We start from the raw sequence: 16181 nt of genomic DNA on the forward strand, positions 1-16181 counted from the left end.
GTACCCGTTTGCGCGGCGGCATTCCAAAGCGTGTTGGCTCCGCTCATCTGCGCTGACGGCACGTCCGCATAAGCGAGCGTCGCCATCGTCGAAAACTGCATCGAACGCGTGATGCCGTACACGAGCACGACGAACAGCGTCCAAGCTAGCGGCGTATCGGGCGTAAGCAGGCCGCAGGCAACCGTAAACGCCGCGCAAATCAAGCAATCGACGATCGCCACGCGCTTGAACCCGTATCGCTGCAGAATGGGCGTGGTGAGCGCCTTCATGCCGAGGTTGCCCACGGCGCTCGCGAGCAGCAGCAGGCCCGACTTGAATGCGGACAGACCGAACCCGATCTGAAACAGCAGCGGCATCAAATAGGGCACAGCACCGATGCCGATGCGCGTGAGCGAGCCCGTCACCACGGTGACGGAAAACGTAGGAATCCTGAGCGTCGTGATATCGATGAGCGGGTGGGCGTGCCGGCGCGCGTGCCAATACGCGATGACGCCGCACGCCACGCCGGCCGCGACGAGGGCGAGCCCGACGAGCGGATTCGTATCGGGCTGGCTCGCCAGATCGGCGCCGTAAAGAATCGCCGTGAGCGTCAGGCCGCTGAGCCCCAACCCCACCAGATCGAGCGGCTTGCGCTGCTCGCCGCGCAGGTTCGGCACCCATGTCGCGACTGCGCACAGCACGGCCACGCAAACGGGCAAATTCAGCAGGAAAATCCACCGCCACGAGGCGTACGTCGTAATGAAGCCGCCCAACGGCGGACCCACGACCGGGGCGACGATGCCGGGCCACGTGATCGTGGAGATGGCCTGCATCAGCCGGCTTTTATCGGTGCTCCTCACCACGATCAGCCGCCCCACGGGCACCATCAACGCACCGCCGACGCCTTGAAGCACGCGCGCGGCCGTAAACTCGACGACGTTTTGCGACAGTCCGCACAGCAGCGACGCGACGGTGAAGGTCACGATCGCGGAAAAAAACACGCTGCGCGAGCCGAATCGGTCGGCGACCCAGCCGCTCGCCGGAATGAAGATCGCCAGCGCGATCATGTAGGCGCTCATGCCGAGACTGAGCGCGTTCGGGCTCGTGGCGAACGCATGCGCCATTTGCGGCAAGGCGGTCGCGATCACCGTCGTGTCGAGATACTCCATGAAGAACGTCGCGGCCACAACGTACGGCAAAGGGCCCAGCGAATCGCCGGCTTGTCGCCCATTGCGTGGCGAGCCCGTGTCATGGGTCTGCTGCAACGCAGCCGCCTGTTTGGATGTATCGGGGGGAGTATCCGTTCGCACGTCGGTGTCCGATGGGTTCTGCATGTTGGTCTTCTATTCCTCGGCGGCGAGGGTTGCCCGGGCGCGCTCCCCGTCGCGCTCTTTCGCCAGCGCGCGCGCGGCGACCAGCGCCGCCGCGAAGCCCGATGCGGCGCCCACGACGATGGCCCATCTCGGCCCCGCATGATCGGCCACCCAGCCGACGATCGGCGCGCCGAGCGGCGTGCCGCCGAGTGCGACGGCAAGGCGAATGGCCATGACGCGGCCTCGCATCTCGGGCTCCGTCGACAATTGCATGAGACTGTTGGTCGTCGTCAGAAACAGCAAGGATGCGATGCCGATGACGACGAGCGCCGCGCCGAACGTCCAATAGCTCGGCGCGAGCGCGGCGATGGTACAGCCGATGCCGAACACGGCCGACGATATCACCATCGACGAAAAGCGAGGCCGGCCCATGCGTGCGCTGGCAAGCGCGCCGGTGACGGTGCCCACGGCCATCATCGACGAGAGCGCGCCGTAGCGGCTCGCATCCGCATGAAACACGCTGACGGCCATCGTGGAAATAAAAATCGGGAAGTTCAAGCCGAACGTGCCGATGAGGAACAGCATGACCACGGTGGCTCTCAGGTCGGGACGGCCCCAGACATAGCGAAAGCCCGCGGCGAACCCGCCGACGGTGCGCACGGCGCGCGGGCCGCGGCGCAATTCGTACGTGCGCATGTAGCCCAGCGACACGAGCACGGCGGCGAACGACACGCCGTTCAACACGAACGCCCAGCCCGTGTCGACCGAGGCAATGACGATGCCCGCCACGGCGGGACCGACCATGCGCGCCAGATTGAACGACGTGGAATTGAGCGCGACGGCATTGGGCAATTCGGCGTCGCCGACGAGCTCGGATACGAAGGTCTGCCGCACCGGTGCGTCCAAGGCTGTCGCGCATCCGAACAAGAACGCGAACAGGTAGACGTGCCATAGCTGCACGAAGCCCGCGATCGTGAGCACGCCCAGCCCCAGCGCGAGCGCGCCTTGCGCGGCTTGCGTGAACATCAGCAATTTGCGCCGGTCGAGATGATCGGCCGCATACCCGCTAACGGGCAATAGCAGTAGCTGCGGCCCGAACTGCAACGACATCACGATGCTCACGGCGGAGGCGCTATGGTGCGTGAGGCCGGTCAGCACGAGCCAGTCCTGCGCCGTGCGCTGCATCCAGGTGCCGATGTTCGAGACGATTGCGCCGGCGGCCCACACCCGGTAGTTGAAAAAGCGCAGCGATCGGAATACGCCGTCGGCCGTATCGCTCACGATTGCCCCTCGCATAGGCCCGCACGGGCTTCGACAGCGTTCGGCGAGAGCCGCAAAAGAGGGCTGGGATCGGTTCCGGCGGCGGGCATGAAATGGGTTCGCGCAATAAGTTCGGGCATCGAATCGGGAAAGGGCTCAGTCGGCGGCGAGCCGCTCCAGCAGTTTGACCGCGGCCGCGAGTTCGACCTGTTCGCCGGGCGTCAGCCGAATTTGAATCGTGCGATGAAGCCAATCTTGTCGGGCGGCGCGACTTTCGCGCAGATAGGTGCGACACGATTCGGTCAGCGCGAGCAACGTTTGCCGCCCGTCGTTCGGATCGGGCGACCCGACGACGAGACCGGCCGCTTCGAGCGGCGCGATGGTCGTGCCCATCGATTGGGGCCGCATGCCTTCGGCGCGTGCGAGACTCGAGACGGTGGCGGGCCCGTCGCGCTCCAGGCGCAGCAGTACCGCGATCTGCGACGGCGTGAAGTCGCCCACCGCTCCTTGCTCGCGCAGCCGGCGCTTGAGCCGCGCGACGACCGCTCGAATATCGCCGGCCAATGCGGCGGCGAGCGGGTTTTCTTCATCCTTGCGTCGCTTGTCCATGGCGGACATTGTAGTCGATGCGAAGGTAAACTGCACAGATTGGCTTTGTACTGGTGCGGTCGTGGGACTGCCGAACGCACCGCGGCCGCGGACTCCGTTACAGGAGTACGCGGCCGCGGTGAGGTGAACCGGTTTACTGGGATCTACCGAGGCCTGGTGCGAATTAGACCGGCCTAGCGAGATCTCGCGCGTTTCATTGCGGCTCGTACCACGAATACGTTGCGAGGCTGCTGACCGCCGGCGTGCCGATTTGCAGCGTGACGTCTCGGTGGGAGATGAGCACGATGTTGCGCAGGTCGCCCATATAGCGACGCGATTCGCCGTTGTCGTTGATATATGCGACGACGTCGCCCGTGATGCCCGCCACGTTCGTGCTCGTCAGCGGCTCGCCCCAGATATCGAAGAAGTCGCCGAGCGTGTAGCTCTTGACGTTGGGCGCTTCGATATGAATGATGCCGGTCTGGTCGTGCGTATGCATCTCGTAGTCGCAGCTGGACAAAATGCCGATGTTCTTCGGCAACGCGAGCTGCTGTCCGTTGTTGAAGATCGCTAGGTGGGCGTGCACGTGATAGTTGACCGCCATGCCCGGCGCGCAAGTCAAACCGTCGACGTTCGCGCCGGTGCCGCCCGACGGCGTATTGCCGTCAGGCCAGAACGCGGTGCCGATGACGCCGTTATAGGCGAGGGTGACCGGGGTGGGATTGAACGGCGGCGGATCCGACCACGTGTAGGTCGGAATTTGCGTCAGCGCGTTGCCGATCACGAGCGTCACTTCCCGATGGGCGGCGAGGGGAAGGCTGGCGAGATCGCCGGTGTATTTCGTCAGCGAGCCGCCGTCGTTGACATAGGCCGTGACCGGCGTGCCTTGCAGCCCCGCGACGTTGGTCGCGCTCAGCGGTTCGCCCCAAATCGCGAAGAACTGCCCCAGCGTGTACGAGGCTCCGCTCGTCGTATCCATGCGAATCTTGCCGGTCTGGTCGACCGTATTCAGCGGATACGCGCAGCCCGTGGGCGCCGCCAACGTCGGCACGACCGTGCCGATGCCGGCCGGCACGGCCAATTGCTTGCCGTTCATGTAGATCGACAGATGCGCGTAGCTATAGCTGTTGCCGACCGCCGCGCAGTTCAGGCCGCTGACGGCTTGCCCTTGGCCGCCGGTCGAAGTCGAGCCCGATTGCCAATTCACGGCGCCGAGCGCCGCGCCGTCGACGACAGCGGTAGCGGCCGCGAGCGTGGGTGTGGACGAGCCGCCCGAGCCCGACGCGCTGCCCGCGCTGCTGCCCGCCCCGGCGGAGGTGCCGCCGCCCCCGCCGCCTCCGCAGCCCGCGAGCGCAAGAACCACGCCGATCGCAATGAAACGTGAACTGATGTTATGCAACATGTCGCCTCTGCCTTTGATGGTTGATAGTCGATAGCCGATCGTTGAAATGAATGCGTGCGAGATACGCCGAGAGCGACAGGCCTCGCAGGCACGCGGACGCAAGGGTCCGAAGCGCCGAAGCGGAGGATCTGTCTGCCTGGGGTAGGGCGATGCGTCCGACGCGTGAGGCCATGTCGAACATGGCGGAACGCGCCTCTCGCGTGCCGGCTTGCGTGCGTGCCGCGTGCGCGCAAACCGTACTGCTTGCGGCTCCGGCGAACTGCGCCGGAACGATTGGTCTCGCCGCTCGAATGCGGTGGATGGAGAGGTAGAGCTTGGTTGTCTATCTGTCTGCGCTTAGCGTAGCGTCGAGGTTTTTATGCGGCAAGGAAAAAAAGTCGCGTGATCGGGCAACGCGTGAGAAGCGACGATGCTTCGTCAGCGAAAAAAAATTGAAAAAAATCTCGGAGGTGCGCGGCGCGTGCCGGGACAGAGGGGATTTCAGTACATCGTACGATCAGAAGATAAGGACGTCGATCGTATGAAGCACTAGGCCGACGAGTCCCCCGATGACCGTGCCGTTGATACGGACGAACTGCAGGTCGCGGCCCACTTCCCATTCGATTTTTTGCGTGACCGTGTCGGCGTCCCAATGGCGAACGGTGTCGGAAATCAAGCGTGCGATGCCATGCCGCTGATTGTCGATTACGGTCAGCATCGTCTCGCGCAGCCAGGCGTTCAGCCGTTCGCGCATGGCTGCATCCTCGATCAGTCCCTTGGCGATGCCGGCAATCGCTTCTTCGATGCGGGCCTCGATGTACGAATCGGGGGCGCGTGCGTCGCGTTCGACGCTCGTTTTGATTTCGCGCCAGACCGTTGCTAAGTAGTCCTTAACGGCTGGATGGTCGAGAAATCGTTCCTTGAGCGCCTCCCACTTGGCCAAGTACTCGGGCGACGTTCTCAGCTCCACGACGAAGCGGCGGATGGCGTCGTCGAAGCCGCGTCGCCACGCATGTTCGGGATTTTCGCTGAGATCTTTGAGTGTCTCGTCGACCACGGCGATCAGGTTGTCGGACACTTTCTCGTCGATCGAGAGCTTTTTCCAGATCCAGGCGGTGCTTTCGCGCACACGTTGCCGGATCGTGGGTTTGTGCTCTTCGAAGAGGAGGGTCAACTGCCCGAGCAGTTCCGTGACGACGGCGTGATGGCGATTGTCCTCGAGCAGCGTATCGGCGATGGCGCCGACGATCGACGGCGTGTCGAGATCCCGAACGCGCCGCGCCAGATTGTCGTGGAGGAAGCGGCGAACGTCTTCGTCGTCGATTGCGGCGAGCAGGTTCGGTAGAAAGTCGAGCGTCCACCGGGCGATTTGCCGGCCGCGCACGGGATCGGAAAGCCAGCGCGCGAACTGGATCGTGAGATCCATCCGTTCCAGTTTTCCGGCGATGATTTCGGGGGCGAGGAAGTTCGTCTCGACGAACTTCGCCAAGTTTTCGCCGATGCGGTCCTTGTTGCGCGGAATGATCGCGGTGTGGGGCAGCGGCAGGTGCAGCGGGTGACGAAACAGCGCGGTGACCGCGAACCAGTCGGCGATGCCGCCCACCATGGCCGCTTCAGCTAGGGCGCGCACGAAGCCGAGCGCGGGCCATTGCGACTCATAGAAGCGTGCGACGCCATACAGCGCGGCCATGGCCGCCAGCAAAGCGGTGGCGAGACCCTTCATTCGCACGTAGGCGCGGATTTTCCGCTCCATGGGCGCGCGGATGTCGTGAGGCGCAAGCCTGTCGTTTGCCATCGTTCGAGTCTATTGCAGTGCGTCGTATCACCCGCCGCAAGTTTCGCGCGTCCTGCTGTGTTACCTGTCCAGCGCCGTACGCCGCGTTTCCGAGCGGGAACGAACCGTCGAATTCGAATCTAAATTGATCAGTTCGTTCCCTATCGGAAACGAATTGATCCGGAAATCGCCTTCTTACTCGTTCCGTTCCCGTTCGGATACGTTCCCGTACGGAAACGAACGAGTTGCTATGGCACACGCTATCCACGATCCGGCATCGCTCGGCCGCTATCTGCGCGCCGTCCGCCTCGAGCAGGGAATGACGCGCGACGAACTCGCGGGCGCCACCGGATTGCAGAGCCGTCGATGCACCTCTTGAAGCCGGAAACGAGGTTGCTCGATCTCATCGAAAGGCTTCCGATTGCGGAAATGAGCCGCACGCTGCGTTAAGCCATCACCGCGTCGCGGCGCGCGCGGCCTTCCTTTCCCGGCGTGCTCTCGCGCGTCCGCGGTTCGTTTTCGAGCGCGGGCATCGAATCGAACAATTCGGCGATCCACTCGGCGAACGCTCGCACTTTCGCCGAAAGGTGCCGATTGTGCGGATAGACGATCGAAATGGGCTTCGGCTTCGGGTTGAACCCGGGCAGCACTTCCTTGAGCGAGCCGTCCAGCAGGTGAGGCAGCACCATGAACAGCGTGGGCTGGATCATGCCGAACCCTTCGAGCCCGCAGCTCACGTAGGCATCCGAATCGTTGACCGAGACGAGGCTCTCCATCTTGACTTCGACGGGTTTGCCGTCGATGACGAATACCCACGGAATAGGCCGCCCGCCATGCGCCGCACGAAAATTCACGGCATGGTGCGTCGACAGCGCTTCGATGCTCTTGGGCTCTCCATGGCGCGCGAGGTAGCTGGGCGAGGCGCATGTCACGCGCTTGAGCATGCCGATCCGGCGCGCCACCATCGACGAATCCTCGAGCGGCCCGATGCGGAGCATGCAATCGACGCCTTCCTCGATCGGATCGACGGGACGATCGGAGAGGCCCAGATCGAGGGTGATGTCGGGATAGCGCTGATGGAACGTGGACAGCGACGGAATGACGATGCGCCGCCCGAGCGCGCTCGGCATGTGCACGCGCAGCGCGCCGCTGGGCTTGCGATTGCCGGCTTGGAAGCTCGCATCGGTTTCATCGATTTCGGTGATGATTTTGACGCAATGCTCGTAATAGGCGGCGCCGTCGGGCGTGAGCGATAGCCGGCGCGTGGTTCGGTGCATCAGGCGTACACCGAGAAACGCTTCCAGGTTCTGGATGATCGTCGTCACCGACGCGCGCGGCATGCCGAGCGTTTCCGCCGCCCGCGTGAAGCTGTTTGCGTCGACGACACGCGTAAAAACTTGCATTGCTTGTATGCGGTCCATGCCTTTCCCTCCGGTGACCAACGGGAAAGCATAGTCCGCCCGGTAGGGAAGATTCAAGCCCCACGCGAAACGGGGCGCGAAAGCCGCGCGTTCAGGATGCCGGATTGATCAGCGACGTCAGCACGTGATCGGCCCACGCGCCGTTGATCTTCAGGTAGTCGCGCGCGTAGCCTTCGCGCTCGAACCCGAGCGCGCGCAGCAGCCGTTCGCTGCGCAGGTTCTCGGGGCGATAGCTCGCCATGATCCGATGCAGTCCGACGCGCTCGAACATGTAGTCGATGGCCGCGGTCAGCCCTTCGCGCATCAAACCTTTACCCTCGCGCCGATGATCGATCGAGTAGCCGAGATGACAGGCGAGAAACGGACCCCTGACGATGTTCGTGAAGTTGCATTCGCCGATTACGACGTCGAAATCCCCTTCGAACATGACCCAATGCAGCGCTTCGCCCGTCGCGATGCAGTCCGCCATCGTGCGCAGCCGCGCGGTCATGGCGTCGAGCGTGAAGAATTCGGCCCGCCGAAGCGGCTCCCACGGCTGTAAATGCGCACGATTGTCGCGGTGATAGTCGAGCACCCGATAAGCGAAGTCGACGTTGATAGGCTCGAGCGTGAGGCGGTCGGTGACGAGACGGTGATTGAGCCGCGGCGAAAGGATCGACGTCATGGTGATCGGCGCTCGATGGGCGGAAGGGGGCGGCGCTGAGCGTAGCTCGCCGCAAAGCCCGCGTCAACGGCGTCCCCTCTGAAAGCAGGGGCTATCGCGCGCGTAAGCGCGCCATCGTATCGAGCAGCGCGTCGAGCGTAACGGGCTTCGTGAGGTGCGCGTCGAACCCCGCGCGCAGCGCGGATTGAACGTCGCTGTCCCGGCCGAAGCCGCTCAGCGCAATGGCCTTGACGTTGGCCAGCCGGTCGCGTTTGCGCACGGCCACGATCAATTCGACGCCGCTCATGCCGGGCATCCCGAGGTCCGACAGGATGAAAGAAGGGGAACGATCGTCGAGGATTCGTAGGGCTTCGTCGCCGGCGGTCGCGACGATGACGTTCGCCCCCTCCGTTTCGAGCAGCATCTTGAACGCTTCGACGGTCTCCCGATCGTCGTCAACGAGCACCACTTCGGTGTTGCGCAGGAACGCCGCGGGGTGTCCGCCGCCGCGGACGATGTCCGCTTCGCCCAGCAGCCGCGGAAGCTCGACCGTAAACGTCGCGCCGCGCCCCAGGCCCTCGGAGCGCACGGAGACGCGGCCGCCGTGCACGGCGACGAGTTCCTTGACGAGCGACAGTCCGATCCCGAGACCGCCCGATTGCGTCACGCCCGTGCTTTGCCCGCGCTGGAACATCTCGAAGATATAGGGCAACACCGTAGGATCGATGCCGATCCCGTTGTCGCTGACGGTCAGCCTGGCGAGCGTCTCGTCCGTCTGCAAGGCGACTGCGATTCTGCCGTTGCGCTGGGTGTATTTCAGCGCATTGCCTAGCAGGTTCCAGATTACCTGCTCGATGCGCGTCAAGTCCGCTTCGATCGCAACCGGACGCTCGGGGAGCGACAACGCCAGTTCGATGTCGTTGTGGCGAGCTTCTTGCCGCACCGTCTCGCAGATTCGCCGAACCGCATCCGCAAAATCGACGGCCGTGCAGACGATCGAAAGCTTGCCGGTGCGCACGCGCGAGATGTCGAGCAGATCGTCGATGATTTGCGCTTGGCCCGAAACCGTGCGGGAGATCGTGCCGGCCGCGTGCGCGAGGCTAGGCTCCTTGCGGGCCCATGCCGAGCGCGCGATCAACTCCGCGTTCGCGCTGATGAGGTTCAGGGGATGCTTGAGCTCGTGCGAGACGACGGCGAGAAATTCGTCTTGGCGGCGCTTGACCTCTTCGAGCGCCGATTGACTTGCGCTGTGCAGCCGCTCGTCGGCGAGCCGGCTGGACGTGATATCCGTGAACGACAACACCGCGCCGTCGATCACATCGCCGCTCGCTCGATAAGGCAGAAAGCGCGCCAGATACCAGCGCCCGTCCGCGCTGCGAATTTCGCGCTCGACCTGCCGCGTCGATTCGAACGCCTGGGCGGCATCGGCCTCGAGCTTGTCGTATTGAAGCCGATGCGTGAGGTCGAGCAAAGGCCGGCCGATATCGGCCTCGCCGATGTTGAAGATCTCCTTGGCGAGCGGCGTGAAGCGCATGATGCGCAGCGCGCGATCGATGAAGATCGTGCGAGGATCGTTGGCGGTGATGAGGTTGTGCAGATCGTCGTTGACCTTGGCCGTCTCGCGTACCTGGGTGGTCAGATTGCTGTTGACTCCGGTCAGCGTCGCATTCACGGCTTCGAGATCCTCCTTGCTCGACTCGAGCGTTTCGGTCGTCGCGCGTAGTTCCTCGTTCGTCGCCATCAATTCTTCGTTCGATGCGCGCAGTTCCTCGTTCGCGACTTCGTACTCTTCGACCGTTTGCTGCAACCGTTCTCTCATGCTTTGAAGTTCGCGCTCGAGTTGCGCGATGACGGAAACATGCGGGTCGGGCGTGGGCGAGTGCGGCAGATCGGACGTCGCGGCCTGCATCTCGTCGAAGACGATCAGCACGAAGTCGTCCTTGGTTTCGTCGTCGTGCAGCGGGCGCGCGATCATGCGGACGATGAATGCGTGCCCGCCGTGGTCGACTCGCACCGGACGGGCATCGACGCGATGCTGTGTTTGCAGCGCCTGATAGATCGTGGTGCGCAATTCGACCCGCAGTTCGGGACGAATGGCCGCTAGGACGTGATGAGACGGTTCCCCGCCCGCGAACTGCAGGAACCGTCCCGCCCGATCCGACACATGGACGATCTCCGAACGGCGATTGACGAGGACGCTGGGAAATGCGTGCTCTTCCAGCAACCGGCTGTGCAAATCGCCGAAGGAGAACGCCCTTTTGACGGACGGTGGCGCAACGGGCGGCGCCGTCGCCGCCAAGGGCGCGTCGCGCTTGACGCTGGCTTCCGTGAGGGTCGGAATGCGCGCCGGATGGTTTCGATCGCTGCTGAAGATGCGCGCCTGCTTGTCGACGATAAAGAACGGCGAATCCGCGGCTTCGACCGTTTCCGATGCGCCGAGAAAGAGATAGCCGTTGCTCCTCAATGCAAAATGGAATGCGCGCAAGACGTCGCGCTGAGCGGTGCGATCGAAATGGACGAGCAGGTTGCGACAGCAAATCAGATCCAGACGAGAGAACGGCGGATCGCGTAGCACGTTGTGCACGGCGAACAGGACTTTCTCGCGCAGATCCTTCCTGATGCGATAGCCGCCCGCGGCCTTCGTGAAGTACTTTTTGACGCGTTCGGGTTCTACATCGACGAACACCGCGTCCGGATAGACGCCTTGGCGTGCGATCTCGATGGCACGCTCGTCGACGTCGGTGGCGAAGACCTGGAATGTCGCGCCGTCTGCCGCGTTTTGCGCTGCCTCGTGCAGCAGCATCGCGAGCGAATACGCTTCCGCGCCCGTCGCGCATCCGGCCGACCAGACACGCACAGGCTCTTCGCTTCCGCGGCGCGCGAACAGCAGCGGCAGGATATCGGTGCGCAACGCTTCGAAGGCGTCGGCGTCGCGAAAGAAGTGGGTCGTGCTCGCGAGCAAGTCTTGCAGCAACGCGTGCGTTTCTTCCGGGTGGGTATGCAGGTAATCGCGATAATGCTCGAGATCGGCCAAGCCGTTGACCTGCAATCGGCGCTCGATCCGCCGCAGGACGCTCGCCTTCTTATAGCGTTTGAAGTCATGACCGGTGCGTGTGCGCAGCACGATCAGAATTTCTCGCAACGCCCGTTGCCGGCGGTCGGAGTACGGGTCGTCGTCATCCGCGTCCGCGCCTTCCGCGGCGGCATGACCCGCCCATGCGCGAGTCAACTGGACGCTGCCGGCATGCGTCCACAAATCTAGCAAGCGCTGCGGCATCTCGCTCGCGTCGAGGATGAAATCCACCATTTCCGTTTCGATCGCGGCACGCGGCATGCTTGTGTATTCGGCTTGCTCGAGCGATTGCGCCATCGTCACGCCGCCGAGTTCCTTGATGCGCTTGATGCCGACCGAACCATCGGAGCCTGCCCCCGATAGCACGATGCCCACGGCGCGTTCGCGATGGGCTTCGGCTAGCGAACGGAAGAATAGGTCGATAGCAGCCGTCAACCTTCGGAGATCGCTGGTGGCCGACACTTCGATTTGATTGCCGGATAGCGTGACGGTGCAAGAAGGTGCGATCACATAAACGCGATTGGGTTCGAGCGCGATGCCGGCGGTGATTTGAGTGACCGGCATAGACGTCGTCTGCTGAATGACTTTATCGAGGTTGCTCGAGTGGTCGGGGGAAATGTGCAAAACGACGACATATGCTGCCCCAGTCGTGGCCGGCAAAGCCTCGAAGAATGCTTGCAGTGCGGTGAGCCCGCCTGCGGAAGCGCCAAGGCCGACGACGGGAAATGCGCCGTGGGCTGGCGCCGATCGACCCTCGTTGTGGTTAAGCATCGTCTCCGGATGAAAGTGAGTGGCTTCCCCGGGTTATGACGGCTGGTCTTGTTGATATAGCAGCTGCTCCAATGATCGAGCGGCTTGTTCGGCGTCGCGCGCTTGCGCCGCATAGCGTTGCGCGCTTTTTTGCTCGCCTCGGCTCATATGATACTCGGCGCGTTCAATGTTGATTGCTTTCTTTTCATGTAGCGCACGCAATGCTTGCCAAAGCGATCGTTCGATGACATGATCGCTCGCCGCGTTCAGGCTCTCCGCGCCATAGGCGTGACCGGTGTGGCATCGGTATCGAACGGGCGATCTGTCGTCGAGTTTCCATAGTGTGCCTCCGCATTCCGGACAAACGACGGAAGCAGGCTTGCCGACGGTAGCTATTTTTTCCATCGAACTCGACTGGAGCGCGAGTTCGTTCTCCAGTACGAGGCCCGGTGGTGCGATGGGCGAGTCGCCCGTGGTGGCGCTGCCTGCCAGCGCAGCCAGGGTGGAGCCGAGCGTGTCGATCGGCAGAACATAATCGGGCGGGGTGGTGCGCATGGCGTTGCGCGGCATATCCGGCGCATGGGAATGTTCGGGGTCTTGCACCATCGTCATCCCTCCGCAAGCTCGAATGGCGGCTAAGCCCGCCGTTCCGTCGTCGAGGTGGCCGGTGAGGATCGCGCCGATCACACGCGCGCCACGGGTCACCGCGGCGCTGCGAAAAAGCGGGTCGATCGCCGGCCGTGCGAAATTTTGCTTGGGGCCCCGAACCGTTCGAATCACGTCCGCATCGATCACCATATGCAAGTCGGGCGGCGCGACGTAAATCGTTCCTTGCACAATACGCTCTCCGTCGCGCGCATGGCGCGCCGGCAAGCGCCCCGCTTTCTCGAGCATATACGGCAGCATGCTCGGATGAGCGCCGATATGTTGTACGACGAACACGGCCGCGGGCAAGCGCTCGGGCAGTGCTTGGACGATAGCCAATAATGCGTCCACGCCTCCAGCGGAAGCGCCCAATACGATCGTGTCTCGCGTGCTCAAAGTTCGGCCCCCAGGGATGTCCGAAACTCCCGCAAGAAGCGGACCCATCGCACGGGTGGCTTAGCGCGTTCGGGCTTTGTCGCGAATGCGCATGACGGTCTGCCGAGACGTCTGAAACTGCTTTGCCACCTCGCTTACCGTGGCGCCGCGCGCTAGCCGCTCGAGTATGCGCGTTTGCTGTTGTGAATTGAGCGACGCTGGTCGGCCGAGGGCCTGCCCCTCGTTTTTTGCCCGCCCCAAATAGGCGCGCGTTCTCGCGCTCGCGCTTTGATGTTCCATCTCGGCGATGGCCATCATGGTGCGAACGGCAATGGGGGCCGAAACCGCTGCCAGGTTGGCGGGACCGATTTCCTCGCACTGCACGCGCAGGCCTGCTTTACGGCATCGATCGATCGTGGACAGCGCGTCGCGCACGCTGCTTCCGAGAAATGCGAGTTTGGTGACGACGAGCACGTCCGACTTTTTCATGCGCCTGAGCAGACCCGTCAGCGCGCTGCGTTCCGTCGAAGGCGTCGAGGGCGCGACGTGGTCGATCACGACGCGGCGCAGATCGATCGTATAGCCCGCCGTGTCCAGCGCGTAGAGCTCCCGCTCGGGCAACTCGTCATCGTCTTCCCGGTTCGGCAGGTTGAAGTAAAAGTAAAGCTTCGACAATCGATGGCCCCTGTGTTGGTCCATGCCGAGCACGAATGCAGCGCCCTTCGGCCGTGCCGCCCGCTCGGAAGCAGGGTGTCCGTAAAGGCGGAGATACGAACGCGCTGCCTCTCTACACATCGCGTTTTCTCTAACTTACGCTGTGGTACATGGCATCTTGCCATGACCGCCGTCTCGACAGTCATAACAAGGGCAACCGCGATGATGATCCAACGACTTTCGATTCGCGCCCCAGCCGGCCGGCTGCGGGTCATTTCAGTGTGGCGGAGCCTCGCGAAGCATGGCGCGCGAGTGTACGGATGGGGCGTGAAGGTGGATGCCGCCACCGGCAACGAATGCATGACGGTGGACGTGGCCGAATGCAGCGAGGAACGCTTGGCCGACATCGCGGCCGTGCTGAGCAGCGCGCCCCTCGAAGCGACGGTGACGGCTTGCTCGCTGCTGACATTCGATGGGGCGCCAGGCGAGGCATGAAGCGGGCGGCGCCGTCGTCATCGGCGTGACACACCGTGCCGACGATTGGGCCGGGCTATCGACGGCGCGTGCCGCAGAGATTCGTGCGCGACCCGAATTCGCCGGCCCAGGCGCCGAGCGCCTCGAGCGTCGGCGATTCGATGTCGGGCGATGGTGCGCCGGGCGCGGGCGAGAGCCCGATCCGGTTGTGCCAGTACGTGCGAAGCCCGCATTGAGCGGTGCCGAAGGCGTCGTAGCTCGATCCCGCGACGAAGCATGCATTGTCGGCGGCGACGCCGAGTTCGGCCAGCGCCAGCGCATAAGGGCGCGTATCGGGCTTGTATGCGCCGGCACGCTCGGCCGTGACGATGGCATCCCAACGGACGGGCAGAATCGATGCCGCGAGGCGGCCTAGCCGCTCCGAACAATTCGTGACGACGGCGAGCTTGCAGTGCGGGCGCAGTCGCTCGAGCGCCGCGACCGCGCCGCTCCACGGAGCGAGCGAGAGCCAGTTCGATTCGAGCGAATCGGCGACGGACGAAGCCAAGCCGACTTGCCTTGCCGCTTCTCTGACCAGCGCCTCGTATTCGACGTAGTCGCCGCAGCCGTAGGTGAGCTGCAAGTAGGCCGCTCGCCATGCGCGGCCCCGTGCCTCCGAGCCGGCCGCGCGGTTCCAGAGCGTCCACGAATCGAGCAGCGCCGTGAGCAAGTCGAACAGAACGGCTTGGGGGAACGCATTTTTCGAAGTAGTTTCTATCGCCACGACGGCCTCCGTATGCTCGGTGCTAGGACGGGAGCGATTGTAGGCGCGTCGTGGGTCGGCGGGATAAAGCGTGGCTAATTCTGGTATTTAGCAGTTTTTAACGATCGTCGCGCGCCCGCTTTATCTCGTTCATCCAATGAGCCTTGACGAATCGACGAGAATCGGTCGGCGCTATTGGAATCGCTCGATGTGCGCATTGAGCCACTCGTCGAAACGCAGCGGTTTACGTCCGAGCACGCGTTCGACCGTGTCTGTGGTCTTGGCGGCACGCCCGGCCTTGACGGCTTCGAACGATTTGGCGACCGATGCCGCGGCCGGCTCCGGCACGCCTGCGCGAACGAGATTTTCGATCGCCGTCTCCGTGGTGATGTCGACACAGCGCAGCGGACGATCGAGGGCGCGCGCGACGAGGGCCACTTGCTCCGGCACGTTGATGGTTTCTCCGCCGGTCAGCGTCATGACCGTGTCGGTCGGTGAGGCGCCGGTCAGCGCGTGGGCGGCCACGGCCGCGATGTCGTCCGGTGCGATCGGCGCGGCGCGTCCTTCGCCCATCGGGTTTTGCACGACGCCTTGCCCACGGATGCCCGGCAGCCACAGGAAGGTATTGGACATGAAGCCGGTCGGCCGCAGGACACGTGCATCGAGATTCGCGGCGCGAATGATGTCCTCCTTTTCTCGATGCATGCGGGCCAGCATCGTATCGGGCGCCATGTCGACCATCGTGGTGGATAGGAAGACCACGCGCGGCACGCGCCGCTCGGCGATGCGCGAAACGAGGCGGGCGAACCCGTCGGCATCGCCGATGTTCATCAAAAAGACGCCCTGTACGCCTTCGAGCGCATCGGCGAACGCGTCGGGCGTGGCGTAGTCGCCCACTGCGATTTCCACTTGGCTGTCCCAGCCGAACGGCGCGATTTTGGCCGGATCGCGCACGTAAGCGCGGACGCGGTGGCCCGCGGCCGATAGTTGCGAAACGAGTTGACTGCCGACATTGCCGCCGGCTCCAGTAATCAGATACATCGTCGTTCTCCTTCGGGTTCGGTTCAAAGCGATGACGGGGATGATTCGCACGTCCGACCGAAAGAATG

General features: G+C 63.6%; 14 protein-coding genes. 2 read left to right on the forward strand and 12 right to left on the reverse strand.

The features are described from left to right. From ACTHNR_RS24505 to ACTHNR_RS24525, 5 genes are all read right to left on the reverse strand, one after another. Positions 1-1148: MFS transporter (locus ACTHNR_RS24505; RefSeq protein ID WP_440551188.1), on the reverse strand; the 1148-nt coding region annotated here is incomplete at its 3' end. A 174-nt stretch (positions 1149-1322) separates the two neighbouring features. Beyond that, positions 1323-2573: an MFS transporter gene (locus ACTHNR_RS24510; RefSeq protein WP_440551009.1), complete on the reverse strand. Its 1251-nt coding sequence runs from the start codon at positions 2571-2573 to the stop codon at positions 1323-1325. A 135-nt stretch (positions 2574-2708) separates the two neighbouring features. Next, on the reverse strand, positions 2709-3161 hold the full coding sequence (locus ACTHNR_RS24515; protein WP_440551011.1) for a MarR family winged helix-turn-helix transcriptional regulator: 453 nt from the start codon (positions 3159-3161) through the stop codon (positions 2709-2711). A 193-nt stretch (positions 3162-3354) separates the two neighbouring features. Then, a complete protein-coding gene (locus ACTHNR_RS24520; protein WP_440551013.1) occupies positions 3355-4542 on the reverse strand; it encodes a hypothetical protein in 1188 nt (395 codons plus the stop codon). 496 nt (positions 4543-5038) lie between these two features. Further along, complete coding sequence (locus ACTHNR_RS24525; RefSeq protein ID WP_440551015.1) at positions 5039-6274, reverse strand: DUF445 domain-containing protein; 1236 nt, start codon at positions 6272-6274, stop codon at positions 5039-5041. 271 nt (positions 6275-6545) lie between these two features. On the opposite strand from ACTHNR_RS24525, the gene ACTHNR_RS24530 reads away from it, so the two are divergent. Then, positions 6546-6674: a hypothetical protein gene (locus ACTHNR_RS24530; RefSeq protein ID WP_440551017.1), complete on the forward strand. Its 129-nt coding sequence runs from the start codon at positions 6546-6548 to the stop codon at positions 6672-6674. A gap of 67 nt (positions 6675-6741) precedes the next feature. Here the strand turns inward: ACTHNR_RS24530 and ACTHNR_RS24535 are convergent, their stop codons facing one another. From ACTHNR_RS24535 to ACTHNR_RS24555, 5 genes are all read right to left on the reverse strand, one after another. Continuing rightward, positions 6742-7716 (reverse strand): LysR family transcriptional regulator, encoded by a 975-nt coding sequence (locus tag ACTHNR_RS24535; RefSeq protein ID WP_440551019.1) that lies wholly within the window; start codon positions 7714-7716, stop codon positions 6742-6744. A 91-nt stretch (positions 7717-7807) separates the two neighbouring features. Continuing rightward, positions 7808-8380 (reverse strand): GNAT family N-acetyltransferase, encoded by a 573-nt coding sequence (locus ACTHNR_RS24540; RefSeq protein WP_440551021.1) that lies wholly within the window; start codon positions 8378-8380, stop codon positions 7808-7810. A 91-nt stretch (positions 8381-8471) separates the two neighbouring features. Next, positions 8472-12203 carry a CheR family methyltransferase gene (locus ACTHNR_RS24545; protein WP_440551023.1) on the reverse strand — a complete coding sequence of 1244 codons (3732 nt, stop codon included), beginning with the start codon at positions 12201-12203 and terminating at the stop codon, positions 8472-8474. Positions 12204-12236: 33 nt separating this feature from the next. Further along, positions 12237-13271, reverse strand: a complete 1035-nt coding sequence (locus ACTHNR_RS24550) for a chemotaxis protein CheB (protein ID WP_440551025.1) — start codon at positions 13269-13271, stop codon at positions 12237-12239. Positions 13272-13283: 12 nt separating this feature from the next. Beyond that, positions 13284-13901, reverse strand: coding sequence for a recombinase family protein (locus ACTHNR_RS24555; protein WP_440551027.1), 618 nt, complete (start codon positions 13899-13901; stop codon positions 13284-13286). A 177-nt stretch (positions 13902-14078) separates the two neighbouring features. Here ACTHNR_RS24555 and ACTHNR_RS24560 point away from each other — a divergent pair, with 177 nt between their 5' ends. Beyond that, entirely contained in the window at positions 14079-14351 is a 273-nt protein-coding gene (locus ACTHNR_RS24560) for a hypothetical protein (RefSeq protein WP_440551029.1), read from the forward strand. 55 nt (positions 14352-14406) lie between these two features. Here ACTHNR_RS24560 and ACTHNR_RS24565 read toward each other — a convergent pair whose 3' ends face one another. Then, on the reverse strand, positions 14407-15093 hold the full coding sequence (locus ACTHNR_RS24565; protein WP_440551031.1) for an HAD-IA family hydrolase: 687 nt from the start codon (positions 15091-15093) through the stop codon (positions 14407-14409). A gap of 171 nt (positions 15094-15264) precedes the next feature. Continuing rightward, positions 15265-16113, reverse strand: a complete 849-nt coding sequence (locus ACTHNR_RS24570; RefSeq protein ID WP_440551033.1) for an NAD(P)H-binding protein — start codon at positions 16111-16113, stop codon at positions 15265-15267. Positions 16114-16181: the final 68 nt, after the last annotated feature.

Origin of the sequence: Trinickia sp. (assembly GCF_051954495.1) — a bacterium.
GTDB lineage: Bacteria > Pseudomonadota > Gammaproteobacteria > Burkholderiales > Burkholderiaceae > Trinickia.

What these genes read in the sequence shown, in the direction of transcription:
- ACTHNR_RS24515 (WP_440551011.1), bottom strand. Translation starts at nt 3,161, where the DNA reads ATGGACAAGCGACGCAAGGATGAAGAAAACCCGCTCGCCGCCGCATTG.
- ACTHNR_RS24520 (WP_440551013.1), bottom strand. Translation starts at nt 4,542, where the DNA reads ATGTTGCATAACATCAGTTCACGTTTCATTGCGATCGGCGTGGTTCTT.
- ACTHNR_RS24525 (WP_440551015.1), bottom strand. Translation starts at nt 6,274, where the DNA reads ATGGAGCGGAAAATCCGCGCCTACGTGCGAATGAAGGGTCTCGCCACC.
- ACTHNR_RS24530 (WP_440551017.1), top strand. Translation starts at nt 6,546, where the DNA reads ATGGCACACGCTATCCACGATCCGGCATCGCTCGGCCGCTATCTGCGC.
- ACTHNR_RS24535 (WP_440551019.1), bottom strand. Translation starts at nt 7,716, where the DNA reads ATGGACCGCATACAAGCAATGCAAGTTTTTACGCGTGTCGTCGACGCA.
- ACTHNR_RS24540 (WP_440551021.1), bottom strand. Translation starts at nt 8,380, where the DNA reads ATGACGTCGATCCTTTCGCCGCGGCTCAATCACCGTCTCGTCACCGAC.
- ACTHNR_RS24545 (WP_440551023.1), bottom strand. Translation starts at nt 12,203, where the DNA reads ATGCTTAACCACAACGAGGGTCGATCGGCGCCAGCCCACGGCGCATTT.
- ACTHNR_RS24550 (WP_440551025.1), bottom strand. Translation starts at nt 13,271, where the DNA reads ATGGGTCCGCTTCTTGCGGGAGTTTCGGACATCCCTGGGGGCCGAACT.
- ACTHNR_RS24555 (WP_440551027.1), bottom strand. Translation starts at nt 13,901, where the DNA reads ATGGACCAACACAGGGGCCATCGATTGTCGAAGCTTTACTTTTACTTC.
- ACTHNR_RS24560 (WP_440551029.1), top strand. Translation starts at nt 14,079, where the DNA reads ATGATGATCCAACGACTTTCGATTCGCGCCCCAGCCGGCCGGCTGCGG.
- ACTHNR_RS24570 (WP_440551033.1), bottom strand. Translation starts at nt 16,113, where the DNA reads ATGTATCTGATTACTGGAGCCGGCGGCAATGTCGGCAGTCAACTCGTT.